We start from the raw sequence: 25,995 nt of genomic DNA on the forward strand, positions 1-25,995 counted from the left end.
GCCGAATATAAGGATGCAGTTGGACCTTAGTGTTGATCGATCTCAACGTCATCTTGCAAAGGGGGAGTCCATATAAGTGTTTCCCTAGCGGTATTTGAGGCGCACGCCGTCCTGCCCCTCCACCTCGCGCAGCGCGATCAGCAGCTCGTCGCTGGGGGCCACGCGCCACTGACCGTCCAACTCCAACCAGCCGGCGGCCGCGTCGTTGCGATAACGCAGGCGTACCGGCAGGCCGCCGTCGTCGCGGTGCGGCGTCAGGCTGTCGCGCAGGGTATCGATCAGACGGCCGTTGACCCGGGTACCGTCCAGCGACAGCTCCACCGCCTCGCCGTAGCGAGCGCGGGCGGCCACCATCGGTGTGACGTCCTTGCCGCGCAGGCGCAGGCCGCCGGAGAAGTCGTCGCTGGAGACCTCGCCTTCGACGATCAGCACCTGGTCGGCCTCGATCTGGCCGCGCAGGGAATCGAACAGCTCGCCGAACAGCGACGCCTCGATGCGCCCGGTGCGGTCGTCCAGAGTGATGAAGGCCATGGTGTCGCCGCGCTTGGACTTCATGGTGCGCATGGCCACCACCAGGCCCGCCACCCGCTGCGGCTCGCGCGAGGGCTTGAGGTCACTGATGCGCGTGGAGACGAAACGTGCCAGCTCCTTCTCGTACTCGTCGATGGGGTGTCCGGTGAGATAGAGCCCGAGGGTCTCCTTCTCGCCGGCCAGACGCTCCTTGTCGGTCCACTCGCGGGCGCGGCGATAGGCTTCGTAGGGGTCGCTCTCGACCGCGGCATCGGCAAAGGCCTCGCCGAACATGTCCATCATGCCCAGGTTCTGGTTGGTCTGGGTCTGGGCCGCGGCGCGGAGGGCATCGTCGAGCGCAGCGGCCAGCACCGCCCGGTTCGGTCCCAGGTTGTCCAGCGCTCCCGAGCGGATCAGCGCCTCCAGGGTGCGCTTGTTCATGCGCCTGGGATCGACTCGCCGGCAGAAGTCGAACAGATCGGCGAACGGCCCGTCGGCTTCACGCGCCTCGACGATGGCGCCGATCGGCCCCTCGCCCACGCCGCGGATGGCTCCCAGGCCGTAGACCACGCGCCCTTCGGTATCCACGGTAAACTTGTAGGCGCCGATGTTGACGTCCGGCGGAGTCACGGTCAGGCCGATGCGCCGCGACTCCTCGATCAGCGGTACCACCTTGTCGAGGTTGTCCATCTCGGTGGACATCACCGCGGCCATGAACGGGCCGGGGTAGTGTGTCTTGAGCCAGGCGGTCTGGTAGGAGACCAGGCCGTAGGCCGCCGAGTGCGACTTGTTGAAGCCATAGCCGGCGAACTTCTCTACCAGGTCGAAGATGTTGCCGGCCAGCTCCTTGTCGATGCCATTGGCCGCGCAGCCCTCCATGAAGCCGGCGCGCTGCTTGGCCATCTCCTCGGGCTTCTTCTTGCCCATCGCCCGGCGCAGCATGTCGGCCTGACCCAGGCTGTAGCCCGCCAGCACCTGGGCGATCTGCATCACCTGCTCCTGGTAGAGGATGATGCCGTAGGTGGGCTCCAGCACCGGCTTGAGCCACTCGTGCTGGTAATCGGGGTGCGGGTAGGAGATCTCGGCGCGGCCGTGCTTACGGTTGATGAAGTCGTCAACCATGCCCGACTGCAGCGGTCCCGGGCGGAACAGCGCCACGAGTGCGATCATGTCCTCCAGCGAGTCGGGCAGCAGGCGCTTGATCAGTTCCTTCATGCCGCGCGATTCGAGCTGGAACACCGCCGTGGTCTCGGCGCGCTTGAGCATCTCGAAGGTGGGGCCGTCGTCGAGCGGGATACTGTCTATGTTGAGCGGCCCTTCGCCCTTGACGGCACGCACCTTGTCGACCATCTCCAGCGCCCAGTCGATGATGGTCAAGGTGCGCAGGCCAAGGAAGTCGAACTTGACCAGCCCGGCCTCCTCGATGTCGTTCTTGTCGAACTGCACGACCAGGCCGTTGCCCTCCTCGTCGCACAGCAGCGGAGAGAAGTCGGTGAGCTTGGTCGGCGCGATCACCACGCCGCCGGCGTGCTTGCCGGTGCCGCGGGTGATGCCCTCGAGCTTGACCGCCATCTCCCAGATTTCGGCGGCCTCCTCGTCGTTCTCGACGAACTCCTTGAGCGCCGGCTCCGCCTCGATGGCCTTGGCCAGCGTCATGCCCACCTCGAAGGGGATCAGCTTGGAGAGCTTGTCGCCCAGCGAGTAGGGCCGGCCCTGGGCGCGAGCCACGTCGCGCACCACCGCCTTGGCCGCCATGGTGCCGAAGGTGACGATCTGCGACACCGCGTTGCGACCGTAGCGGTCGGCTACGTACTCGATCACCCGGTCGCGCTTCTCCATGCAGAAGTCGACGTCGAAGTCGGGCATCGAGACCCGTTCGGGATTGAGGAAGCGCTCGAACAGCAGGTCGTATTCCAGCGGGTCGAGATCGGTGATCTTCTGCGCGTAGGCCACCAGCGAGCCGGCACCGGAACCGCGCCCCGGACCCACCGGGACGTTGTTGTCCTTGGCCCACTGGATGAAATCCATCACGATGAGGAAGTAACCGGGAAAGCCCATCTGGATGATGATGTCGAGCTCGAAGTCCAGCCGCTCGCGGTAGCGCTTGTCGATCTCGGCGAACTCGGCGCCGTCGCGCGGGTACTTCTCGGCCGGGTAGAGGAAATCGAGTCGCTCGGTGAGGCCGTCGTGGGAAACCTTGCGAAAGAACTCGTCCTGGGTCAGCCCTTCGGGAATCTCGAATTCCGGCAGGAAGATCTCGCCCAGGCGCACGTCGACGTTACAGCGCGCGGCGATCATTACGCTGTTCTCGAGCGCTTCGGGAATGTCGGCGAACAGCTCGGCCATCTCCGCGGGGCTCTTGAGATACTGCTCTTCGGTATATTTGCGTTCACGGCGCGGATCGTCCAGCGCCTTGCCTTCGCCGATGGAGACGCGCGTCTCATGGGCCCAGTAGTCGTCGCGCTCGAGGAAGCGCACGTCGTTGGTCGCGACCACCGGGGTGCCGCTGTCGATGGCGAGCTCCACCGAGAGGTGCACGCACTCCTCCTCCTGCGGCCGCCCGGTGCGGGTCAGCTCCAGGTAGAAGCGATCGGGGAAAGCCGACTGCCACTCCTCGAGCAGCATGCGCGCCTCGTCGCGGTGGTCGGCCAGCAGGTGACGACCGATCTCGCCCTCGCGGCCACCGGAGAGAGCTATCAGCCCCTCGCTCTGCGCGAGCACCCATGACTTCTCGAGCACGGCGCGCCCCTGGCGCTGCCCCTCCATCCAGCCTCGCGAGATCAGCTCGGTGAGGTTGCGATAACCGACGTCGTTCATCGCCAGCAGCGTCAGCCGGTAAGGGTGCGTCTCGTCGTAGGAGTTGGCCAGCCACAGGTCGGCACCGATCACCGGCTTCAGCCCGGCGCCCTGGGCGCCACGGTAGAACTTGACCAGGCCGAACAGGTTGGACTCGTCGGTCACGGCCAGGGCCGGCATACCCTGCTCGGCGGTGGCCTTGAGCAGCGGCTTGAGTCGCACCAGGCCATCGACCAGGGAGTACTCGGTATGGACGCGCAGGTGTACGAAGGGCGTGGTCATGATGGGCTCGGTACTTGGCGGTAAATGGTCGACACGTAAAACAGGCTATTGATCCTGCGGTATGGCTCAGGCTCAGAGCCCTGCTCCGCTCGGGCTGATCCGGCGCCCTCGCTACTGGAAGCGGCGAATGATCTAGAGCAGCTCGAGCTGCCCCTTCAGCGGGGCGAAGGAGCGGCGATGCTCGGGCAGCGGCCCGAGACGCTCCAGGGCATCCAGGTGCTCGGGCGTGGCATAGCCCTTGTGGCGCGCGAAACCGTACCCGGGGAACAGGCCGTCGAGCGCCACCATCTGCGCATCGCGGGCCACCTTGGCGAGTATCGAGGCGGCCGCGATGGCCGGGTGGCGTGCATCGCCCTTGACGATCGCCTGACCGGGGACATGATGCCCGGGCAGGCGATTACCGTCCACCAGCAGATATTCCGGCACCAGCGGCAGAGCATCGATCGCCCGGCGCATGGCCAAGTGCGTGGCGTGATAGATGTTGAGTTTGTCGACCTCGGCGTGGCTTGCCTCGGCCACGGCGAAGGCCAGCGCCTTGTCGCGGATCTCGGCATCGAGCTCGACGCGGCGCTGCGGCGTGAGCTTCTTGGAGTCGGCCAGGCCGGCGATCGGCCGCATGGGGTCGAGAATTGCCGCGGCGGCCACTACCGCCCCAATCAGCGGCCCGCGACCGACCTCATCGACACCGGCCAGCAGATGGCCCTGATAGTCGATCACCAAGGGGGGGAACGGACAGTCGTTCATGTCTCTTCTCTCCCTGTCTGCGTTCGCTCGACTGGAAGCTGTTCTACCGTCGCGAAACTCTCTTCACTGGATAGCGAGGCGGGCATCGGCCGCCCCTCCAGCAAGGCCTCGATGGCCTCGGCCGCCCTGACGCTGGCATTGCGCTGCAGCCCGGCATGCATGACGGCGAAGCGCTCCTCGAGAGCCTCCCTCATATGGGCATCGTCGAGCATGGGCCCGATGTTCGAGACGATCGATTCGGGCGTGGCGGCATCCTGTATCAGCTCCGGCACCAGACCCTCACGAGCGATCAGGTTGGGCAGCGAGATCCATTCGGTCTTGACCAGACGCTGCGCCAACCAATGGGTCATCGGTGCCATCCGGTAGGCGACCAGCATGGCCCGGTGGCACAGCATCGCCTCGAGCGCCGCCGTGCCCGAAGCGAGCAGCACGGCGTCGCTGGCGACCATTGCCTGGCGCGCCCGGCCGTCGAGCAGCGTGACCCGCCCGTCGAGCGTCGGGCGGCTGGCCAGCAGGCGCTCGAGCTCCTCGCGGCGCAGCGGAGTCGCTGCCGGGATCACCACCCGCAGTGTGGGCCGCTCGCGACACAGCCGCTCGGCGGCATCGAGGAAGGTCGCGCCGAGAAAGCGAACCTCGTTGGCCCGCGAGCCCGGCAGCACGGCGAGCACCGGGTCAGTCTCTGCCAGCCCGAGTTCGGCACGCGCACCGGCACGATCGCTGACCAACGGCAGCTCGTCGGCCAGCGGATGCCCGACGAAGGCTACCGGCAGACGATGCTGCTCATAGAAGGCGGCCTCGAAAGGCAGGAGGGCGAGCATGGCATCGACCGACCGGGCGATGCCCTTCACCCGGCCCTGGCGCCACGCCCATACCGTGGGGCTGACGTAATGAACGGTGGTGAGACCCGCCTCGCGTAGCTGCCGCTCGAGACCGAGATTGAAGTCGGGGGCATCGATGCCGATCATCACGTCCGGCCGCCAGGCCAAGGCATCGGCACGCAGGGCGCGGCGCACCCGAATCAGCTCGGGGAGGTGCTTGAGTACCTCGACCAGCCCCATGACCGAGAGCGTCTCCAGCGGGAAGCGGCTGTCGATACCCTCGGCGATCATGCCGGGACCGCCAATGCCGCGGAACTGCACCTGCGGATGGCGCGCCTTCAGGGCACGCATCAGGCTCGCCCCGAGCAGGTCGCCGGACATTTCGCCGGCGACGATATAGACACGCGCAAGCTTGCTCATATCGAACCCGTTACGAGGCCACGTCAGCGTATGATGCCGCGTGTCGAGACCTCGATGGAGGCAGCGAAGGTTTCGGTCTCGGGCAGCGTGTAGCGGTTGCGAATCTCCTCCAGCGCCTGCGGCACGGTCAGTCCCTGACGATAGATCAGCCGGTAGCTCTCGTTCAGGGCCTTGATCGCCTCGGCCGAGAAGCCGCGCCGCTTGAGTCCCACCTGGTTGAGTCCGTGCACCTTGGCCGGATTGCCATTGATCATGACGAAGGCCGGGGTGTCCTTGGTGATGATCGAACCACCGCCGGCCATGGCGTGATCGCCGAAGTGGCAGAACTGATGGATGGCCGACAAACCGCCGAGGATGGCGAAGTTGCCCAGGGTCACGTGCCCGGCCAGGGTCGCCTGGTTGGCCAGCACGCAGTCGTCCCCGATGACACAATCGTGACCGACGTGCACATAGGCCATGAACAGGTTGCGCGAACCGATAGTGGTCTCGCCGCGATCCTGGGCGGTGCCGCGATGCAGCGTGACGCATTCGCGAATGACATTGTCGTCGCCCATCACCAGACGCGTCGGCTCGCCGGCGTACTTCTTGTCCTGGCAATCCTCACCCACCGAGGCGAACTGGAAGATGCGGGTACGCGCCCCTAGTACGGTCGGCCCCTTGATGACCACATGCGGGCCGATACGACTGCCGGGGCCGATCTCGACATCGGGCCCGATCACGCTGAAGGGCCCGACTTCCACATCCTCGGCCAGACGTGCCCCAGGGTCGACAATGGCAGTGGTATGTATCAAGAAACCTTCCTCTCCGCACAGATGACCTCGGCCTCGCAGGCCAGCTCGCCATCTACCGTAGCACGACAGGCGAACTTCCAGATGCCGCGCTTTTCACGCTCGACTTTCGCCTCCAGTCTCAGGCGATCCCCCGGCATCACCGGCCGTTTGAAACGCACGTTGTCGCTACCCACAAGATAATAGACATAGCCATCGGCCGGCAGCTTGTTGACGGTCTTGAAGCCGAGAATGCCGCAGGCCTGCGCCAAGGCCTCGAGTACCAAGACACCGGGCATGATCGGATGGTGTGGAAAGTGACCGTTGAAGAACGGCTCGTTGATGCTGACGTTCTTGTAGGCAACGATGGATTCGCCAAGGCTCAGCTCCAACACCCGATCGATCAGCAGAAAAGGGTATCGGTGCGGCAGATACTCACGAATCTCGTTGATGTCCATTACCATCGTAGCGACCTCTAAAATGAAGTAGGGAAGCCATCGCGAGCGTTGGTGCGCGCCGCCCGGCTTCCCGAAAAAACGCCTGCGTCAGGCAGGCGGAATTATAGCGCCGCCCGACTCTGCCTCAACCCTGGTCGCGCTTTTCGAGCCGCGCCAGTCGCCGCGCGAAGTCGTCGAGTTGCTTGAAACGCACCGCGTTCTTGCGCCACTGGGCGTTGGACATGGCGCCGGTACCCGAGGAGTAGACGCCCGGTTCGTGGATCGAGTTGGTCACCAGGCTCATGCCGGTGACCTGCACTCCATCGCAAATGGTCAGGTGTCCGGCGAGCCCCACACCGCCGCCCAGCATACAGTTCCTGCCCACGCGGGTGGAGCCGGCGATCCCGACGCAACCGGCCAGCGCCGTATGGTCGCCGATGCGCACGTTGTGGGCGATCTGCACTTGGCTGTCGATCTTCACGTCGTTACCGATCACGGTGTCGTCGAGCGCGCCGCGATCGATGCTTGAGCAACTGCCCACCTCGACGTCGTCACCCAGTATCACACTGCCGAGCTGGGCAATCTTGTGCCAGCGACTGCCATCATGGGCGAAACCAAAGCCATCGCCGCCAATCACACAGCCGCTGTGCAGAATGACCCGCTCGCCGACGGCCACACCGTGACAGACGGTGACATTGGGATGCAGGCGCGAGCCCGCCCCGATACGCGCGCCTGCGCCGATGAAGCAACCGGCGCCGATCACCACCTCGTCACCCAGCTCGACGCCAGCTTCGACGACGGCGTTGGGGCCGATCTCGACCCGCTCGCCAAGCGCCACGTCGTCTGCCACCACCGCCGCCGGGTGAATGCCCCCCCTCGGGGTCGCAAGGATGGGGTCGAACAACTGCGACAGCTGGGCATAGCCGAGATAGGGGTTGGGCAATTCCAGACGCGTCACCGGACAGACAGTGGCATGCTCGGGCTGCAGCAGCACGGCCCCGGCCCGGGTGTCGGACAGGTCCTTGAGGTAGGAGCGGTTGGCCACGAAAGCCACCTGATCGGGACCGGCTTCTCTGAGCGTGGCCAGGCCCCGGATCCGCTGGCTGCCATCACCTACCAGGTTGGCGCCGAGCCGCTCGGCCAGTTCGGCCAAAGTGAATTCGTGAATAGCAGGGTGCGTCATGGAAACCCGTATCGACTGCGTGCGACAGGTGCTGCCTGCCGCTATGGATCAGTTGAGAGAATTGAGGATTTCGATCACTTCATCCGTCAGATTGGGCAGCTCCTGATCGGTATGCAGCACGCCCTGGGGTTCCACCAGTACCTGGACGCCGTGCCGCGAAATGACCTGCTCCACGGCCTGGTCGAGTTTCGGCTCGGCCTGCTGCAGGAACTCCTGCTCGGCACGCATCTGCTCTTCCATGATCTGCTGACGCAGTTGCTCGAAGCGGCCGCCCTTCTGCTGGAACTCCTGGATCAGCGACTGGCGCTCGGCATCGGGAAGGCTGTCGCCCTCCTGCTGTAGCCGCTGCTGCAGCTGGGACAGTTCCTGGCCCAGCGTTTGCGCCTCCTGCTGCTGGCCGGCCAGACGACTCTCGAGATCCTGCATGGAGCGCTGGGCGGCATCGGACGTGAGCAGCGCCTGGCGCCAATCCAGCATCGCGACTTCGGCCGAGTAGGCCGGTGCAGCCAGGACGGCAAACAGGCCCAGGCAGAGAATGGCTGTCAACTTGCGCATGCTAAATACCTCTTGGCAGGCCGGCTCAGAACGTCTGGCCCAGCGAGAATTGGAAGAACTGGGTGTCGTCGCCACTCTCGTCATTGAGCGGCTCGGCGATGCTGAAGGTCAGCGGCCCCACCGGAGTCAGCCAGGAGAGGCCTACGCCGATGCTGTAGCGCAGCTCGCCCAGGTCGACGCCCGACGAACAGCGCGAGGGGCCGTCGCCTTCCACCACCGGGTAGCAGCTGGTCAGGAAGGTGTTGCCGGCATCGACGAAGAACCCTGTCTGCAGCGAGCGCTGATCCTCGATGAACGGCAACGGGAAGAGCAGCTCGGCACTGCCTTCGACCAGCACGTTGCCGCCCAGGGTACGGTCGCGCCCGGACTCGCGTGGCGTCGTACGCTGGCCCAGCGTATTGGCCGTAAAGCCGCGCACCGACCCAAGACCACCGGCAAAGAAGTTCTCGTAGAACGGATAGGGATCGCTGCCGATACTGTCAGCATAGCCCAGGGTGGTACCGAACTTCAGCGCCCAGGTCTCCTCTTCGTTGAGGGCGAAGAGCTGCTGGGCACGGGCGCGCAACTTGTAATAGTCGGCATCGCTGCCGGGAGCGGCGGTCTCCAGTGACAGACGCTGGTAGTCACCGGAGGTGGGCATGATGCCGCGGTTGAGATTGTTGCGTGTCCAGCTCGCGGTGAGCTTGAGACTCTGCGCGCTCTCGCCCTGCTCGTCGACGTAGCGCACGATCTCCGAGGCGGTATCGCGATAGGTCTTGACCGTGAGGTCCTCGATGCTGGTGCCAAAGTTGAGCCGCGACAGCTCACTGACCGGATAACCGAAATTGATCCCCGCGCCGTAGGCGTCGGTGGAGTAGGTCGAGATATCCGAATCTTCGTAGTCGGTCTCGCGATAGAAGAGATTGTAGCCGCGCGAGATGCCGTCCAGCGTCCAGTAGGGGTCGGTGAAGCCGAAGTTGACACTGGTGAAGGTGTCGCTGCGCTGGGCACCGATATTGACACGGTTGCCGGTTCCCAGGAAGTTGTTCTGGGCCAGTGCCGCGCCGTAGATCACCCCGGCGCTCTGGGAGAAGCCGATGCTGGCCGAGACCGAGCCGGAGGGCTGCTCTTCGACGGTATAGGTAACGTCGAGCTTGTCGGACTCGCCGGCCACCGGCTGGGTCTCCACCTCGACCTGGCGGAAGAAGCCCAGGCGCTCCAGACGACGGCGCGACTGGCTGATCGATTCTGTGGAGGCCGGCGCCCCCTCCATCTGGATCATCTCGCGGCGCAGCACTTCATCCTGGGTGGTGGTGTTGCCGATGAAGTTGATGCGGCGCACGTAGGCGCGCCGCCCCGGGTCGACGCTGAAGGTCAGATCGACGGTCTCGCCGTCGGCACGCGGCTGCGGCACGCCCTCGACCCGGGCGAAGGCGAAGCCCTCGGCGCCCAGCCGCGAGCGCAGCGCCTCGGTGGATGCCGTAACGTCACTGCGCGAGAAGATATCGCCACTCTCGACCTGCAGCAGGTTGCGTGCCTCGCGCTCGCTGACCTGCAGGTTGCCGGCGAAACCGATGTCGCCCAGGCGGTACTGACCACCCTCGTCGACATTGACGGTGACGAAGATCTGCGACTTGTCCGGGCTGATCGAGACCTGGGTGGATGTGATGTTGAAGTTGACGTAGCCGCGGTCGAGATAGAAGGAGCGCAGGCGCTCCAGATCGCCGGCCAGCGCTTCGCGGGAGTATTCGTCCTTGGAGAACCAGCCGAAGAAACGTCCTGGCTGGTCGTTTAGCTCGAATACCTCACGCAGCTCTTCATCGTCGAACTGGCGATTGCCGACGATATTGATCTGACGGATCTTGGCCACTGCGCCTTCGTTGATGTCGATATCGACCTGCACCCGACCCTCGTCGATCTCGCGCACGCTGGTCTCGATGCGGGCGCTGTAGCGCCCCTGGGCCTGATAGACGCCTTCGAGCTCACGCTGGATGTCCTCGAGCGTGGAGAGCTGCAAGACCTGACCCTCCGCCAGCCCGCCTTCGCGCAGCCCACGGCGCAGGTCCTCTTCGGAGAGCTGCTTGTTGCCGCTGATATTGAGGCGCGAGATGGTCGGACGCTCGACGACCTGGATGACCAGCACGTCGCCGTCGCGGGCGAGCTGAATGTCGTCGAACAGGCCGGTGGCGAACAGACTACGGGCCGCCTCGGCAAGCTCGCGGTCATCCACCTGATCTCGCGCGCTGATGGGAAAGGCGTTGAAAACGGAGGCGGCGGAAACCCGCTGCAGCCCTTCCACGCGAATGTCTGAAACTTCAAAAGATTCGGCCAGCACCGTACTGGAACCGGCCAGCAGCAGTGCCGCCAGTCCGAGGGTCTTGATATTCATGCAGTCGCTTCGCTCGCGTTGATCCGCCTGCCTGTCCAGACAGGCACCATATACATATGTGCGGGTGACTGACAAGGCAGAGCAAAGCTCTGCCTCCCTGTGCCCCCGAAAGGGCGCTTGCTACCAGAGACGCATCAGATCGAAATACAGGGCCATCAGCATCAGCATGCCGACCAGCGCCAGACCGATCCGCAGTCCGAATGCCTGGGCCTGCTCCGACACCGGTCGGCCGCGGACCACCTCGACGAAATAATAAAGCAGGTGGCCGCCATCAAGTACCGGGATGGGCAACAGATTGAGCACCGCCAGGCTGACCGAGAGATAGGCCAGGAAACTGACGAAACTCTCCAGCCCCGTGCGCGCCGTATCCCCTGCCATCTGGGCGATGGTGATGGGCCCCGACAGATTGGTCGGCGAAATCAGCCCCACCAGCATCTTGCGAATCGCATCCAGGGTCAGCAGCGTCATCTCACCAGTGCGGCTCACGGCCTGCCCCACCGCTGCCACGGGACCGTAGCGAATCTCGCGGCGAAGTTCCTCGGGCCATTCCACCGCCTCGACGCCGGCACCGACATAGCCGATGGCAGCCCCCGTCTCGAGCTCTCGCGAGCCCGGGGTGAGAGTCAGCGCAAGGCTCTCTTCGTCACGGGACACCTCGAGCTCCAGAGTTTCACCGGGGCTGGCCCGCACCACACTGACGAAGTCCATCCACTCTTCGATCGGATTGCCGTTCACGGTCAGTATCACATCGCCGGCGCGCAGCCCCGCCTCGGCCGCGGGCTCGCCGTCGATCACCTGGTCCAGTACGGCAGGAATGCGCGGCTGCCAGGGCGTGATACCCAGCGTGGGCAGTGGCTGTGGCGGATCCTGACGCACCAGGTAATCCTGCACGGGCAAGCGATATTCCCTGGAGTCCGCCGAGGCATCGTCGCGCGCCTGGATGGTCAGCTCGCCGCTGAAGCCGATATCGGCAATCAGACGCAGGTTGATCTCATCCCAGGAACGCACGTCGCTGCCCTGCACCGCAACGATCTCCTGGCCGCCCTGCAGGCCACTCCGGGCTGCCGGTGAATCGGGGGCCACCTCGCCCACCATCGGTGCCACCGTCGTGGTGCCGGCCACGAAGAGCGCCCAGTAGGCGACGATAGCAAGCAGGAAATTGGCCAGTGGTCCCGCCGCGACGATGGCGATGCGCTGCCATACCGACTTGCGATTGAACGCCTCGTGGAGCTGATCGCGGGGTACCGGCGCCTCACGCTCGTCGAGCATCTTGACGTAGCCACCGAGAGGAATCGCAGCCACGGCGAACTCGGTCCCGTGACGATCGACGCGGGACCAGAGCGGTTTGCCGAAACCTACCGAGAAGCGCAGCACCCTGACACCGCAGCGCCGCGCCACCCAGTAATGGCCGTACTCGTGGAAAGTGACCAGCAGGCCCAGCACCACGATGACGGCCAGCACGTTCTGGATCAGGCCCAATACAGCCTCCTTCAGCTACTCGTTTTTAGGCGGGATACGGTTCAGCGCTTTTCCAACCTTTCACGCGCCACTTGGCGCGACCGGGCATCGGCCCCCAGGATGGCTTCCAGGTCGTCGCCGGCCTCGACCGGCAGCGCCTCGAGGATCTCGCCAACCAGCTCGCCGATCCCCGTAAAACCCATTCGCCCATTCAGGAAGGCATCGACCGCCACTTCATTGGCACCGTTGAGAATCGCCGGCGCCGTGCCTCCCGCCTGCATCGCCTCGCGGGCCAGCCGCAGACAAGGAAACGCCGCTTCATCGGGCGCCTCGAAATCGAGCCGGGCGATCTGGAACAGATCCAGCGCCTCGACGCCGGCCTCGATGCGCTCCGGCCAGGCCAATCCATAGGCGATCGGCGTACGCATGTCCGGGTTGCCCAGCTGCGCCAGCACCGAGCCATCGCTGTAGGCGGCCATGGAGTGGATCACGCTCTGCGGATGCACTACTACCTGCACCTGCTCGGGCCGGGCATCGAACAACCAGCACGCCTCGATCAGTTCCAGCCCCTTGTTCATCAGCGTGGCACTATCCACCGAGATCTTGCGTCCCATCGACCAGTTGGGATGGGCGCAGGCCTGCGCCGGCGTCACCGTGGCCAGACGCTCGCGGGGCCAACCGCGAAAAGGGCCGCCGGAAGCGGTCAACAGCAACTGGGTCACACCATGACGGGACAGACCGCCGCGGTGCTCGGGAGGTAGACACTGGTAGATGGCATTATGTTCGGAATCGATCGGCAACAGCGTGGCACCATGGCGCACGACGGCATCCATGAACAACGCACCGGACATCACCAGCGCCTCCTTGTTGGCCAACAGCACACGCTTGCCGGCGCGTACCGCGGCCAGCGTCGGCAGCAGCCCCGCAGCCCCGACTATGGCGGCCATGACCACGTCCACCTCGGTGTCGCTGGCCACCTCGATGAGCGCTTCTTCGCCGGCGCGCACCTCGGTTACCAGGCCCGCCTGGGACAGCTGCTCTCGCAGCCAGACGGCATCGCGCTCGTCGCCGAGCACCGCCACGGCGGGATGATGCTGCCGGCACTGGGCCAGAAGCGCCTCACGAGAACGGTGAGCGGTCAACGCATGCACCCGATAGCGCTCGGGGTGGCGGGCGATCACGTCGAGCGTACTGGTGCCAATCGAACCGGTAGCACCCAGTACCGTAACGCTCTGCTGCCGAAGCGGCCCGCTCATGTCATAACATCCCGAACGAGAGCAGCGCGAACAGCGGCACTGCCGCCGTCAGGCTGTCGATACGATCGAGCACGCCACCGTGGCCGGGCAACAGGTTGCTGGAGTCCTTGATGCCGCGAAAACGCTTGAGCATGCTCTCCAGCAGGTCGCCGAGCACCGAGACCAGAGTCACCACCGCAGTGACGACCACCAGTCCCAGGCCTCCCGTCACGCCCAGCTCTTGCCATACGGCGAACAGCAGCGCCAGCAGCAGCGTCACGGCGGCGCCGCCGGCCACGCCTTCCCATGACTTGCCAGGGCTGACAGCCGGCGCCAGCTTGCGCCGGCCCCAGGCACGCCCGCAGAAATAGGCGCCGATATCGGCCCCCCACACCAGCAGCAGTACGTAAAGCAACCAGATACCGCCAGTGTCACGCAATACGTTGAAACCGACCCAGGCCGGCAACAGCACCCATAGCCCCATGGCCAGGCGCGCTGCCGTCGAGCCCCACTGATCGCTCTTGGCCGGATACTGAATGACCCAGTAGAGATTGATCGCCCAGCCGGCCACGGCGATCCACAGCGGCCAGGTAGCCAGTGTCGCACCGAGCCACCACAGCAGCGCCATCAACAGGGCCAGACCGGCCACCAGCGACAAGCGTCGGCCCGCCACGGTTACGCCGGCCAGGTTGGTCCACTCCCAGGCGGCTAGCAGCACGAGAATGCCGGTAAAGGCGGCGAAGCCCCCCCCGGCAAGGCCGAACAGGCCGGCCAGCATCAACGGTGCCAGCCATGCCGCCGTAAGGATCCGCTGTCTAAGCACCGGTTGCCTCGATCTGCTCGTCGGTCATGCCGAAGCGGCGCTGGCGCCGGCAGAAATCATCGATTGCCATGTCGAAGGCCTGGCCGTCGAAGTCGGGCCACAACAGCGGCGTGAAGTAGAGTTCGGCATAGGCCATCTGCCACAGCAGGAAGTTGGAGATGCGCTGTTCCCCGCTGGTGCGGATGCAAAGGTCGATCGGTGCCTCGTCGCCCAGGCACAGCTCTCGCTGGAAGGCGTGCTCGTCGATGGCATCGGGCTTGAGTTCGTTGCGTTCGACGCGCTCGGCCAGGTGCCGCGCGGCATTGACGATGTCCCAGCGCCCCCCGTAATTGGCGGCGACGACGAGATGCAGGCCGGTATTGTCGCGGGTGAGCTCTTCGGCCCGCACGATGTATTTCTGGATCGAAGTGGAAAAGGCGCTGCGATCGCCGATCACCGAGAGCCGGATACCGTTGTCGTGCAGTTTCTTCACCTCGCGCCGGAGCGCGATGAGGAAAAGTTCCATCAGGGCACGGACTTCGGCCTCGGGGCGACGCCAGTTCTCGCTGGAGAAAGCAAACAGGGTGAGGGTCTGAATGCCGCGCTCGGCGGCACGGCGAATGACCGCACGCACGGCTTCGACGCCCGCCCGGTGACCACGGATGCCGGAGAGACCGCGCGCACGCGCCCAGCGATTGTTGCCATCCATGATGATCGCCACGTGGCGTGGCAGGTCGTCACCGGGCGGTTTGGGGGGCATCTGGGATGCGGAAGTCTGCGCTGACGTCATGGTGTCTCGCATTGGGGTGGGAAATCGGGCGACGACACGGCAAGACGTCGCCCGGCGCTGCTCAGACCTGCATCAGGTCGTGTTCCTTCACTTCGAGCTGCTTGTCGATTTCGGCGATGTATTTATCAGTCAGCTTCTGGATCGCTTCCTCGCCGCGATGCTGCTCGTCTTCGGAGATTTCCTTCTCCTTGAGCAGCGCCTTGATGTCGTTGTTGGCATCGCGGCGCACGTTGCGCACCGCCACGCGGGCGTTCTCGGCCTCGGCACGGGCCTGCTTGATGTAACCCTTGCGGGTCTCCTCGGTGAGCATCGGCATCGGTACGCGGATGACGTTGCCGGCGCTGGCCGGGTTGAGGCCCAGGTCCGAGGTCATGATCGCTTTCTCGATCTTGGGCACCAGGTTCTGCTCCCAAGGCACCACGGAGAGGGTGCGGGCATCTTCCACGTTGACCGAAGCGACCTGGTTGAGCGGTACCTGGCTGCCGTAGTAATCCACGGTAACCGAGTCGAGGATGCTGGAATGGGCACGCCCGGTACGGATCTTGTTGAAGTTGGCATGAAGGGCGTCGAGGCTCTTCTTCATGCGACTTTCAGCGTCTTTCTGGATGTCATTGATCACGATATCAACCTCTGTCTATCAGCGTGCCTTCCTTGCCGCCCATCACTAGATTCAGCAGGGCGCCCGGCTTGTTCATGTTGAAGACGCGAACCGGCATGTCATGGTCCCGCACCAGGCAGATAGCGGTCAAATCCATGATACCGAGCTTTTGATCGAGCGCATTATCGTAGCTCAGATGATCGTACTTGACCGCATCGGCATGCTTCACCGGATCCTTGTCGTAGACCCCGTCCACCTTGGTGGCCTTGACCACCACGTCGGCGTCGATCTCGATGCCGCGCAGGCAGGCCGCAGAATCGGTGGTGAAGAAGGGGTTGCCGGTACCGGCGGAGAACAATACCACGTCTCCCGATGTCAGGTAGCGAATCGCGGTGCGACGGTCATAGTGCTCCACTACCCCACTCATGGGAATGGCCGACATCACGCGCGAGCGGATGTTCGAACGCTCCAGGGCGTCGCGCATGGCCAGGGCGTTCATCACCGTGGCCAGCATGCCCATGTGATCGCCGGTGACTCGATCCATGCCCGCTGCGTTGAGGGCGGCACCACGGAACAGGTTACCGCCACCGACCACGATCCCCACCTGCACGCCGATGCCGACCAGTTGTCCGATCTCCAGCGCCATGCGATCGAGCACCTTGGGATCGATACCGAAGTCGTGCTCGCCCATCAGCGCCTCGCCCGAGAGTTTGAGCAGGATGCGCTTGTACTTCGACTTGTCGGTGCGGGTCTTGGCGGGATTATCGACGGGATCGGGCGTGGACATGGCAACTCTCCTGGGCGCAAGGGGATGAAGCAACTCTACTACAGGCCGACGCGGCGGCCGGATACGAGAAGGCGTGCGCTCGCGCGCACGCCCTCCTCGTGCTGGAACCTCTGACCTTAGCGACGGCCAGCCTGTTCCATGACTTCCTTGGCGAAGTCGACCTCTTCCTTCTCGATGCCCTCGCCCACTTCGAAGCGGGTGAAGCCGATCACCTCACCACCCGCGGCCTTGACGAACTCGGCGACGGACTGATTCGGATCCTTGACGAAGGGCTGCTCGGTCAGGCTGTTCTCGGCCAGGTACTTCTTCAGGCGGCCTTCGACCATCTTCTCGGCGATCTGCTCCGGCTTGCCGGCCATATCGGGCTGGGCCAGGATGATCGCCTTTTCCTTGTCGAGCTGCTCCTGAGGCATGTCCTCGGGCAGCGCCACGGCCGGATTGATCGCGGCCACGTGCATGGCGACGTCCCGTGCCACCTCGGCGTTACCGCCCTTGAGCACGGTGAGCACACCGATACGGCCGCCGTGGACGTATTCGCCCACCAGCGCACCTGCCGGTGCCTCTACCACGGCGCAGCGACGCACGCCGATATTCTCGCCGATCTTCTGCACCAGCTGCTCGCGGGCACTCTCGAGGGCGCCTTCCATCACGGCGGCGACGTCTTCGCTCTTGGCGGCGAAGAAGGCGTCGGCGACCTGGTCGGCAAAGGCCTTGAAGTTGTCGTCACGGGCGACGAAGTCGGTCTCGGAGTTGATCTCGACCACTACGCCATAGCTGCCGTCCTCGGCGACGCGGGTCGCCACGGCGCCTTCGGCGGCGGTACGGCCGGCCTTCTTGGCGGCCTTCAGACCGGAACTCTTGCGCAGGTTCTCGATGGCGACCTCGATATCACCATCGGCTTCGGTGAGCGCCTTCTTGCACTCCATCATGCCGAGCCCGGTACGCTCGCGCAGTTCCTTGACCTGGGAAGCGCTGATCGCTGCCATGGTATTCACCTCTTGATAAGTGGAACCCGGGTAGGTTCGACCTGGGAATAAGGGCGCCGGGCCCATGGGCCCGGTGAAATCCCGCCCCACCGTAGCGGAACGGTAGCGGGCGGCCGCCTTGGTTGGCCGCCCACCCGGGCCGGCAGTGCCGGCCCGAGCGACTCGCCGTTACTCGGCAGCGGCAGCCGCGTCGCCGCTTTCACCCTCGGTGACCTCGACGAACTCGTCGGGACGGCCTTCCTTCGCCCGCGCACAGGCGTCGGCGATCGCCTTGACGTAGATCTGAATGGCACGAATGGAGTCATCGTTGCCGGGGATCACGTAGTCGACGCCGTCCGGATCGGAGTTGGTATCCACCACACCGATGACCGGGATGCCGAGCTTGTTCGCCTCGTTGATGGCGATACGCTCATGATCGACGTCGATGACGAACAGCGCATCGGGCAGGCCGCCCATGTCCTTGATACCGCCGATGGAACGCTCGAGCTTGTCCTGCTCGCGGGTCGCCATCAGGACTTCTTTCTTGGTCAGCTTCTCGAAGGTGCCGTCCTCGCGCATGGTCTCGAGGTCGCGCAGACGCTTGATCGACTGACGAATGGTCTTGTAGTTGGTCAGCATGCCGCCGAGCCAGCGGTGGTTGACGAACGGTTGACCGACCCGGTTGGCTTCTTCCTTGATGATCTTGCTCGCGCTGCGCTTGGTGCCGACGAACAGGATCTTGTTGTTGGAAGCGGCCATCTTCTCGACCACGTCGATCACCTCGTTGAGGGCCGGCAGGGTGTGCTCGAGGTTGATGATGTGGATCTTGTTACGCGCGCCGAAGATGAACTTGCTCATCTTCGGGTTCCAGTAACGGGTCTGGTGACCGAAGTGTGCGCCTGCCTTGAGCAGGTCGCGCATGTTGACGTGTGCCATGGATGACTCCTGAAAATCGGGTTAGGCCTCCACGCACCCCATGGATCCGACCGCCGGGATTTACCGCGGCAGCACCCGGGACCATGTGCCGGTACGTGTGTGTTTTCAAGGCTGTTGAAGTAACGGCCGAGCCGTGAAGCGTAACAGCTCGCCGCCGACGCCCTCGTCATCGTCGACCGACCGGGCCAGAGCCATGGCGGGCGACGATTGCAGGAAAGCGCGCGGCTTTATACCATAGTTCATCAACGAGATGAAGTCGCCTGCCGTACCTGGCCCACGTTGCCGGCGCTGCAACCCCCTCAGAACCGAGATTCCATGAACATACCCATCAAGACGCCCGACGAGATCGAGAAGATGCGCGAGGCCGGCCGCCAGGCCGCCAGCGTGCTGGAAATGATAGCACCGCATGTCACGGCCGGCGTGACCACCGGTGAGCTGGACCGGCTGTGCCATGACTACATCGTCAACGAGCTGGGCTCCACGCCGGCGCCGCTCAACTATCACGGCTTTCCCAAGTCGATCTGCACCTCGATCAATCACGTGGTCTGCCATGGCATCCCCGACCCCGACAAGAAGCTGAAGAAGGGTGACATCATGAACATCGATGTCACCGTCAAGACCAGCGACGGCTACCACGGCGACTCCAGCGCCATGTTCATCATCGGCGAAAGCATCCAGGGCGAGCGGCTGTGCCGTGTCACCCAGGAGTGTCTGTACCGGAGCATCGCCCTGGTACGTCCCGGCGTACGCCTGTCGGAGCTGGCCCGGGCCATCCAGAGCCACGCCGAGGCCAATGGCTACTCGGTGGTACGCGATTTCTGCGGCCACGGCATCGGCGCCACCTTCCACGAGGACCCGCAGGTGCTGCATTATGACGGCTACGCTCCCGAGGCCGACGCCACCTTGGCCGCAGGCATGTGCCTGACCATCGAGCCGATGATCAACGTCGGCGGGCACCAGACCAAGGTGCTGCGCGACGGCTGGACCGCGGTGACCCGGGACAAGAGCCTGTCCGCGCAGTGGGAGCACACGCTGCTCGTCACCGAGACCGGCGTCGAGGTACTCACGGCACGCCACGAGGAAGACTTCTCCTTCCTTGACCACTGAGTCGAGCCATCATGCTCCTGCACCACTATCGCTTCGCGCCCGACGAGACGCTGTTCGACGCCGAGACCTTCCGTCGCGAACTCGCCGGCACCCGCTCGCCCATCGCCCCGTTCAAGGCGGCGCTGCGCGCCATCCAGAGCCGACTCGACGAGCGCTTCCACGCCGGCGCCGACGTTCGCGACCTGGTGCATGGCCGCGCCTGGTGCCTCGACCAGCTACTGGGCGTGGCATGGTCGCTGCACGACTGGCCCGACGACGGCGTGGCCCTGCTCGCGGTGGGCGGCTACGGCCGCGGCGAGCTGCACCCGCACTCCGACGTCGACCTGATGCTGCTGCTGGAGAGTGACGACGACACGCCCTACCGCGAGGGACTGACTGCCTTCATCACCCTGCTATGGGATATCGGCCTGGAGATTGGCCACAGCGTGCGTTCGCTCTCCGACTGCGAGCGCGAGGCCGAAGGCGACATCACCATCATTACCAACCTGATGGAGTCGCGCACCCTGGCCGGCCCCGAGTCGCTGCGTGAGGCAATGAAGTCACGCATCGCCCCCGGGCGCATGTGGCCGTCGGATCATTTTTTCGAGGCCAAGTGGCAGGAGCAGATCAGCCGTCATCACCGTTTCAACAATTCCGAGTACCACCTCGAGCCCAATATCAAGAGCTCGCCGGGCGGGCTGCGCGACATTCAGATGATCGGCTGGGTGGCCAAGCGCCACTTCGGCAGCCAGCGCTACGAGGACCTGGTGGCGAACGGTTTCATGAACGACGCCGAGCTGCGCATCCTGAGCCAGGGCCAGGCCTTCCTGTGGCAGGTGCGCTACGCCCTGCACATGCTCGCCGGCCGCGCCGAGGATCGCCTGCTGTTCGACCATCAGCGCACCATCGCCGAGCTGTTCGGCTTCCGCGACACCCCCGAGCGCCTGGCCGTCGAGCAGTTCATGAAGCGCTACTACCGGCACGTCACGGCGTTGGCCGGGCTCAACGACATGCTGTTGCAGCACTTCGACGAAGCGATCCTGCGCGGCGGCGAACGGCTGGAAACCACCTCGCTCAATGAACGCTTCGAGATCGAGGGCGGCTACATCAAGGCACGCAACCGAGCGGTTTTCCGCGACCACCCTTACGCCCTGCTCGAGCTGTTCCTGCTGATGGCGGAGCATCCCGAGATCGAGGGCGTGCGTGCCGATACCATCCGCCTGATTCGCGATCATCGCCACCTGATCGACGACCTCTACCGCGACGACGCTCAGCATCAGCACCTGTTCATGTCGCTGTTGCGCTCCAGCGGCAACGTGGCGCGCCAGCTTCGGCGCATGAACCGCTACGGTGTGCTGGGCAAGTACCTGCCGGAGTTCGGCCAGGCGGTGGGCCTGATGCAGCACGACCTGTTCCATATCTACACTGTGGACGCCCATACCCTGCGCCTGCTCAAGTTTATCCACCAGTTCCGCAAGCCCGAGGCGCGCAACGAGTTTCCGGTGGCGGCGGCACTGGTCCACCAGTTGCCCAAGCTGGAACTGCTGTGGATCGCCGGGCTCTACCACGACATCGGCAAGGGCCGCGGCGGCGACCACTCGCTCCTCGGAGCCCGCGACGTGGAGCGCTTCGCCGAGCGCCACGGCCTGTCGAGCCGTGACACACGGCTGGTCAGTTGGCTGGTGGAGAATCATCTGGTGATGTCGATGGTGGCCCAGAAGCGCGACATCACCGACCCCGACGTGATTGGCGAGTTCGCCGTCCTGGTCGGGGACGAGACTCGCCTGGACCACCTCTACGTGCTGACCGTGGCCGACATCAACGCCACCAACCCGACGCTGTGGAACGGCTGGCGCGCCTCGCTGCTGCGCCAGCTGCACGCCGAAACCAAGCGTGCCCTGCGCCGCGGCCTGGACAACCCACTCGACCGCGAGGATTGGGTGCGCGAGACCCGCGGCGAAGCACGCTCGCTGCTCGCCACGGTGGGCGCCGACATCGGCCGGGTCGACCGCCTGTGGGAATCGCTCGGCGAGGAGTATTTCCTGCAGTATGCGCCCAGCGAGATCGCCTGGCAGACCATGGGTATCCTCGCCCATGGCGAGTCGCCACTGCCGCTGATCCTGATCAGCGCCCCTACCGACGACATGTCCGACGGCGGTACCAAGGTATTCATTCACACTCGCTCGGTGGACGACTTGTTTGCCGCCACCGCCGCCGCCATGGAGCAGCTCGGTCTCTCGATCCACGATGCCCGCATCGCCACCTCGAGCAACGACTGGACGCTCAACACTTTCATCGTGCTCGACGACCAGGGGCGCGCCATCCGTGACCCAGGCCGCATCGAGGAGATCCGTGCACACCTGGTGGAGGAGCTCGACGATCCCGATGACTATCCGCAGATCGTCACTCGTCACACGCCGCGCCAACTGCGCCACTTCAGGGTGCCGACCGAGGTGCTCATCGAACAGGACCCGGCCAACGAGCGCACCCTGCTGGAGCTGACCGCGCCCGACCGCCCCGGCCTGCTGGCCCGGGTCGGCCGCATCTTCATGGAGCAGGACATATCGCTCTCGGCGGCCAAGATCGCCACCCTGGGCGAACGCGTCGAAGACGTCTTCTTCATCACCGACAAGGCGGGCGCGCCACTGACCGACCCCGAGCGTCAGCAGCGCCTGCGCGAGCGACTGATCGAAATGCTCGACGTGGCGGGCTGACACCCGCCGCGTATTGGTTTGAGGCGAAGCGGGGCCTTCCCTATAATCGACGGTCTGCCCGCAGCCATGACAATGACGCCTTCCGGCGACGCCTGGACACCGATGAACCCCGACCTCGACGCCTTGAAGCCCTATCCCTTCGAGAAGCTTGCCGCCCTCAAGGCCGGCGTGACGCCCCCCGAGGGGCTCGCGCACATCCCGCTGACCATCGGCGAGCCGCAGCATGCGCCCTTCGCCGCCGCGCTGGAGACGCTGCAGGCCCATCAGCAGGCATTCGCTCGCTACCCGGCCACCGCCGGCATTCCCGAGCTGCGCCAGGCCATCACCGCCTGGGCCACACGACGTTTCGGCCTCGAAGGCCTCGACGCCGAGCGCCAGGTGCTGCCGGTCAACGGCACTCGCGAGGCGATCTTCGCCTTCATCCAGGCGGCACTGGATCGCACCCGCCCGGCACGGGTGGCGGTGCCCAACCCGTTCTACCAGATCTACGAGGGCGCCACCCTGCTCGCCGGGGGCCAGCCGCTCTATCTGGACTGCCGCGCCGAGAACGACTTTCGACCCGATCTCGACGCCGTGCCGGCGGATACCTGGCGCGAGGTGCAGATTCTTTTCCTCTGCTCGCCGGGCAACCCCACCGGGGCGGTGACGCCGCGGGCCGAGTTCGAGAAACTCATCGCGCTTGCCGACGAGCATGACTTCATCATCGCCTCCGACGAGTGCTACTCCGAGCTCTACCTCGACGAGACCGCTCCGCCGCCGGGACTGCTCGAGGCGTGTGCCGCCATCGGCCGCCACGACTACCGCCGCTGCCTGGTGTTCCATTCGCTCTCCAAGCGCTCCAACCTGCCCGGGCTACGCTCGGGATTCGTCGCCGGCGATGCCGCGCTGATCGCGCCGTTCAAGCGCTATCGCACCTATCATGGCTGCGCCATGTCGCTGCCACTGCAGCACGCCTCGATCACGGCCTGGAACGACGAGGCCCACGTGCGCGCCAACCGCGATGCCTATCGAGAGAAATTCGCCGCCGTGACCGAGATTCTTGCCCCCGTGCTTGAATTTGCTGAACCCGAGGCCAGTTTCTATCTATGGCCGGCAGTGCCGGGCGGTGACGACGAGGCCTTCACTCGGGCCTTGTTCGCCGCGGAACACGTCAGCGTGCTGCCCGGCTCCTATATGGGGCGTGAAGCCGTAGACGGCATCAATCCCGGACGCGGCCGGGTACGCCTGGCACTGGTGGCCGAACTCGAGCCGACGGTCGAAGCTGCCCAACGAATACGCCGTTTCGTCGAAAGGAGCTCATGATGGCAACCCTGTTCGTGATCAAGAACTGCGATACCTGCCGCAAGGCGCGCAAGACGCTGGACGAGAAGGGCCTGCCCTACCAGGTTCACGACCTGCGCGAGGATGGCCTCTCCGCGGCGTTGCTCGAGCATATCCTCGAGCACGTACCGGTAATGGAAGCCATCAACCGGCGCAGCACCACTTGGCGCAACCTCCCCGAGGAGGAAAAGCAGGACATCGACTCCAACAAGGCCCGCGCGCTGATCATGGCCAACCCCACCCTGCTCAAGCGACCGCTGCTCGATACCGGCGACGAGATACGCGTCGGCTATCGCGACGGCGACTACGACGATCTCAAGGGCTGAGGCCCTATCCCTACAAGACGCGAGGACACCGCATGTTGAGTTTTGCCTTCGGAATCGGCACCCAGAACACCCAGGGCGACTGGCTGGAGATCTACTATCCGGCACCGCTGCTCAAGCCCGATTCCAGCCTGGTGGACGCCGTCGGCAAGGTGCTCGACGTGCCCGCCGGCAACGCCGCGGTCAGCTTCCTCCCGGAGCACTGCGCCGATATCGCCGAAGCGCTCAAGGCGGCGGGCCATGTCGCCCAGGCCGAGCTGGCCGAGGCGCTGGCTGCCAGCCAACGGCCGCTGGTCGCCATGTTCCTGGAGAGCGACCTGCCGCCGCAGAGCGCCCCCGAGGTCTATCTCAAGCTGCACCTGCTGTCGCATCGCCTGGTCAAGCCGCACGGCATCGACCTGACCGGCATGTTCGGCCTGCTGCGCAACGTGGCCTGGACCAGCGAGGGGCCGATCGACATCGATGAGCTGCCCGCCCGCCGCCTCAAGGCACGCCTGGAGGGCCGCGCCCTGTCGGTGGATTGCGTCGACAAGTTCCCCAAGATGACCGACTACGTAGTACCCGCAGGCGTGCGCATCGCCGATACCGCCCGGGTGCGCCTGGGCGCCCATCTCGGTGAAGGCACCACCGTGATGCACGAAGGCTTCGTCAACTTCAACGCCGGCACCGAAGGTCCCGGCATGGTCGAAGGCCGCATTTCCGCCGGCGTGATGGTAGGCAGAGGCTCCGACCTGGGCGGTGGCTGCTCTACCATGGGCACGCTCTCCGGCGGCGGCAACATCATCATCAAGGTCGGCGAGGGCTGCCTGATCGGCGCCAATGCCGGCATCGGCATTCCCCTGGGCGATCGCTGTACCGTGGAAGCTGGGCTCTACATCACCGCTGGAGCCAAGGTCACCCTGCTCGACGACCAGGGCCAGGAGGTCAAGACCGTGGCGGCCCGAGAGCTGGCCGGCCAGAGCGACCTGCTGCTGCGTCGCAACTCGCAGAACGGGCGCATCGAATGCCTGACCAACAAGAGCGCCATTGCATTGAACGAAGCGCTGCACGCCCACAACTGAGGCGCGAAGGCGGCGTCACCCGACGCCGCCCGCCCCTCCCGGAATCCTGAATGTCCTCGACGACCTCCGACCTCTCCCCAACCCTGGCCCTGGCCATGGAGCTGATCCGCCGTCCCTCGGTCACTCCCGATGACCTGGGCTGCCAGGCGCTGTTGATCGAGCGCCTGGAGCGGCTCGGCTTTCACATCGAGCGCCTGCCCTTCGGCGACGTGGAGAATTTCTGGGCGACGCACGGCCATCACGGCCCGGTGCTGGCCTTCGCCGGCCATACCGACGTGGTACCGAGCGGCCCTCATACACACTGGGATACGCCCCCCTTCGAGCCCGGCATCGATGATGACGGCATGCTGCGCGGCCGCGGTGCGGCCGACATGAAGGGCAGCCTGGCGGCGATGGTCACAGCGGTGGAACGCTTCGTCACCGCCCACCCCGATCATTATGGCCGCATTGCCTTCCTGATCACTTCCGACGAAGAAGGCCCCGCAGTGGATGGCACCCGGGCCGTGGTCGAGCATCTGCGCGAGCGCAACGAAAGGCTCGATTACTGCATCGTCGGCGAGCCCTCCTCCACCGACGTGCTCGGCGACGTGATCAAGAACGGCCGGCGCGGCTCGCTGGGCGGCGTGCTGCACGTCAAGGGCATCCAGGGCCACGTGGCCTACCCGCACCTGGCGCGCAACCCCATCCACCAGGCAATGCCGGCACTGGATGCGCTGGTGCGCGAACACTGGGACGGTGGCAATGACTTCTTCCCTGCGACCAGCTTCCAGATCTCCAACATCCGCGCCGGTACCGGCGCCACCAACGTGATCCCCGGCGATGTGGAGGTAGTGTTCAACTTCCGCTTCTCCACCGAGGTGACCCATGAGCAATTGCGCGCGCGCACCGAGGCGATCCTCGATGCCCACGGGCTGGAGTATCAGCTCGACTGGACGCTCAACGGCGAACCGTTCCTCACCGCCGAGGGTGAGCTGGTGGATGCCGCCCCACTGCGCGGCGCCGGTCGCGGCAAGTGGCACACCCGCGGCCATCACGCGGGA

At 65.1% G+C, this 25,995-nt stretch carries 22 protein-coding genes; 6 read left to right on the plus strand and 16 right to left on the minus strand.

The features are described 5' to 3' along the window. Positions 1–84 precede the first annotated feature (84 nt). From dnaE to rpsB, 16 genes are all read right to left on the minus strand, one after another. On the minus strand, positions 85–3,588 hold the full coding sequence (gene dnaE / locus HBJ55_RS10405) for a DNA polymerase III subunit alpha (RefSeq protein ID WP_167113964.1): 3,504 nt from the start codon (positions 3,586–3,588) through the stop codon (positions 85–87). Positions 3,589–3,720: 132 nt separating this feature from the next. After that, positions 3,721–4,332, minus strand: a complete 612-nt coding sequence (rnhB, locus tag HBJ55_RS10410; RefSeq protein ID WP_167113967.1) for a ribonuclease HII — start codon at positions 4,330–4,332, stop codon at positions 3,721–3,723. Further along, positions 4,329–5,570 carry a lipid-A-disaccharide synthase gene (lpxB, locus tag HBJ55_RS10415; RefSeq protein WP_167113970.1) on the minus strand — a complete coding sequence of 414 codons (1,242 nt, stop codon included), beginning with the start codon at positions 5,568–5,570 and terminating at the stop codon, positions 4,329–4,331. Before lpxB ends, rnhB begins: the two co-directional genes overlap by 4 nt. A gap of 23 nt (positions 5,571–5,593) precedes the next feature. Then, positions 5,594–6,361: an acyl-ACP--UDP-N-acetylglucosamine O-acyltransferase gene (lpxA, locus tag HBJ55_RS10420; RefSeq protein WP_167113973.1), complete on the minus strand. Its 768-nt coding sequence runs from the start codon at positions 6,359–6,361 to the stop codon at positions 5,594–5,596. Further along, on the minus strand, positions 6,358–6,801 hold the full coding sequence (gene fabZ / locus HBJ55_RS10425; RefSeq protein WP_167113976.1) for a 3-hydroxyacyl-ACP dehydratase FabZ: 444 nt from the start codon (positions 6,799–6,801) through the stop codon (positions 6,358–6,360). The genes lpxA and fabZ overlap by 4 nt, the downstream gene beginning before the upstream one ends. A gap of 118 nt (positions 6,802–6,919) precedes the next feature. Continuing rightward, positions 6,920–7,957 carry a UDP-3-O-(3-hydroxymyristoyl)glucosamine N-acyltransferase gene (gene lpxD / locus HBJ55_RS10430; RefSeq protein ID WP_167113979.1) on the minus strand — a complete coding sequence of 346 codons (1,038 nt, stop codon included), beginning with the start codon at positions 7,955–7,957 and terminating at the stop codon, positions 6,920–6,922. A gap of 48 nt (positions 7,958–8,005) precedes the next feature. Next, positions 8,006–8,512 carry an OmpH/Skp family outer membrane protein gene (locus HBJ55_RS10435; RefSeq protein WP_167113982.1) on the minus strand — a complete coding sequence of 169 codons (507 nt, stop codon included), beginning with the start codon at positions 8,510–8,512 and terminating at the stop codon, positions 8,006–8,008. 25 nt (positions 8,513–8,537) lie between these two features. After that, the gene (gene bamA, locus HBJ55_RS10440) at positions 8,538–10,880 is read right to left on the minus strand and encodes an outer membrane protein assembly factor BamA (RefSeq protein WP_240936067.1); all 2,343 of its coding nucleotides are present in this window, start codon (positions 10,878–10,880) and stop codon (positions 8,538–8,540) included. A 120-nt stretch (positions 10,881–11,000) separates the two neighbouring features. Continuing rightward, the gene (gene rseP / locus HBJ55_RS10445; protein WP_167113985.1) at positions 11,001–12,359 is read right to left on the minus strand and encodes a sigma E protease regulator RseP; all 1,359 of its coding nucleotides are present in this window, start codon (positions 12,357–12,359) and stop codon (positions 11,001–11,003) included. A gap of 41 nt (positions 12,360–12,400) precedes the next feature. Further along, positions 12,401–13,594 carry a 1-deoxy-D-xylulose-5-phosphate reductoisomerase gene (ispC, locus tag HBJ55_RS10450; protein WP_167113988.1) on the minus strand — a complete coding sequence of 398 codons (1,194 nt, stop codon included), beginning with the start codon at positions 13,592–13,594 and terminating at the stop codon, positions 12,401–12,403. Position 13,595: 1 nt separating this feature from the next. Then, positions 13,596–14,396, minus strand: coding sequence for a phosphatidate cytidylyltransferase (locus HBJ55_RS10455; RefSeq protein ID WP_167113991.1), 801 nt, complete (start codon positions 14,394–14,396; stop codon positions 13,596–13,598). Beyond that, positions 14,389–15,165: a polyprenyl diphosphate synthase gene (uppS, locus tag HBJ55_RS10460; protein WP_167113993.1), complete on the minus strand. Its 777-nt coding sequence runs from the start codon at positions 15,163–15,165 to the stop codon at positions 14,389–14,391. The genes HBJ55_RS10455 and uppS overlap by 8 nt, the downstream gene beginning before the upstream one ends. Before the next feature lie 61 nt (positions 15,166–15,226). After that, on the minus strand, positions 15,227–15,784 hold the full coding sequence (gene frr / locus HBJ55_RS10465) for a ribosome recycling factor (RefSeq protein ID WP_167113996.1): 558 nt from the start codon (positions 15,782–15,784) through the stop codon (positions 15,227–15,229). Positions 15,785–15,788: 4 nt separating this feature from the next. Then, positions 15,789–16,550, minus strand: a complete 762-nt coding sequence (gene pyrH / locus HBJ55_RS10470; RefSeq protein ID WP_167113999.1) for a UMP kinase — start codon at positions 16,548–16,550, stop codon at positions 15,789–15,791. Positions 16,551–16,666: 116 nt separating this feature from the next. Continuing rightward, positions 16,667–17,536 carry a translation elongation factor Ts gene (tsf, locus tag HBJ55_RS10475; protein WP_167114002.1) on the minus strand — a complete coding sequence of 290 codons (870 nt, stop codon included), beginning with the start codon at positions 17,534–17,536 and terminating at the stop codon, positions 16,667–16,669. Positions 17,537–17,704: 168 nt separating this feature from the next. Then, positions 17,705–18,451 (minus strand): 30S ribosomal protein S2, encoded by a 747-nt coding sequence (gene rpsB, locus HBJ55_RS10480; protein WP_167114005.1) that lies wholly within the window; start codon positions 18,449–18,451, stop codon positions 17,705–17,707. A 315-nt stretch (positions 18,452–18,766) separates the two neighbouring features. Between rpsB and map the strand changes: the two genes are divergently transcribed. The 6 genes from map to dapE all read left to right on the plus strand — a co-directional run. Next, positions 18,767–19,558 carry a type I methionyl aminopeptidase gene (map, locus tag HBJ55_RS10485; RefSeq protein WP_167114008.1) on the plus strand — a complete coding sequence of 264 codons (792 nt, stop codon included), beginning with the start codon at positions 18,767–18,769 and terminating at the stop codon, positions 19,556–19,558. An 11-nt stretch (positions 19,559–19,569) separates the two neighbouring features. Continuing rightward, positions 19,570–22,251 carry a [protein-PII] uridylyltransferase gene (locus HBJ55_RS10490; protein WP_167114011.1) on the plus strand — a complete coding sequence of 894 codons (2,682 nt, stop codon included), beginning with the start codon at positions 19,570–19,572 and terminating at the stop codon, positions 22,249–22,251. 102 nt (positions 22,252–22,353) lie between these two features. Beyond that, positions 22,354–23,553 (plus strand): succinyldiaminopimelate transaminase, encoded by a 1,200-nt coding sequence (gene dapC / locus HBJ55_RS10495; RefSeq protein WP_167114027.1) that lies wholly within the window; start codon positions 22,354–22,356, stop codon positions 23,551–23,553. Continuing rightward, positions 23,553–23,897 carry a Spx/MgsR family RNA polymerase-binding regulatory protein gene (locus tag HBJ55_RS10500; RefSeq protein WP_167114014.1) on the plus strand — a complete coding sequence of 115 codons (345 nt, stop codon included), beginning with the start codon at positions 23,553–23,555 and terminating at the stop codon, positions 23,895–23,897. The genes dapC and HBJ55_RS10500 overlap by 1 nt, the downstream gene beginning before the upstream one ends. A 32-nt stretch (positions 23,898–23,929) precedes the next feature. Continuing rightward, positions 23,930–24,955, plus strand: coding sequence for a 2,3,4,5-tetrahydropyridine-2,6-dicarboxylate N-succinyltransferase (gene dapD, locus HBJ55_RS10505; RefSeq protein ID WP_167114017.1), 1,026 nt, complete (start codon positions 23,930–23,932; stop codon positions 24,953–24,955). A gap of 50 nt (positions 24,956–25,005) precedes the next feature. Next, a partial coding sequence (gene dapE, locus HBJ55_RS10510; protein WP_167114020.1) for a succinyl-diaminopimelate desuccinylase occupies positions 25,006–25,995 on the plus strand: 990 nt, incomplete at its 3' end.

The sequence above is a fragment of the Billgrantia bachuensis genome (assembly GCF_011742165.1).
GTDB classification, from domain to species: domain Bacteria; phylum Pseudomonadota; class Gammaproteobacteria; order Pseudomonadales; family Halomonadaceae; genus Halomonas; species Halomonas bachuensis.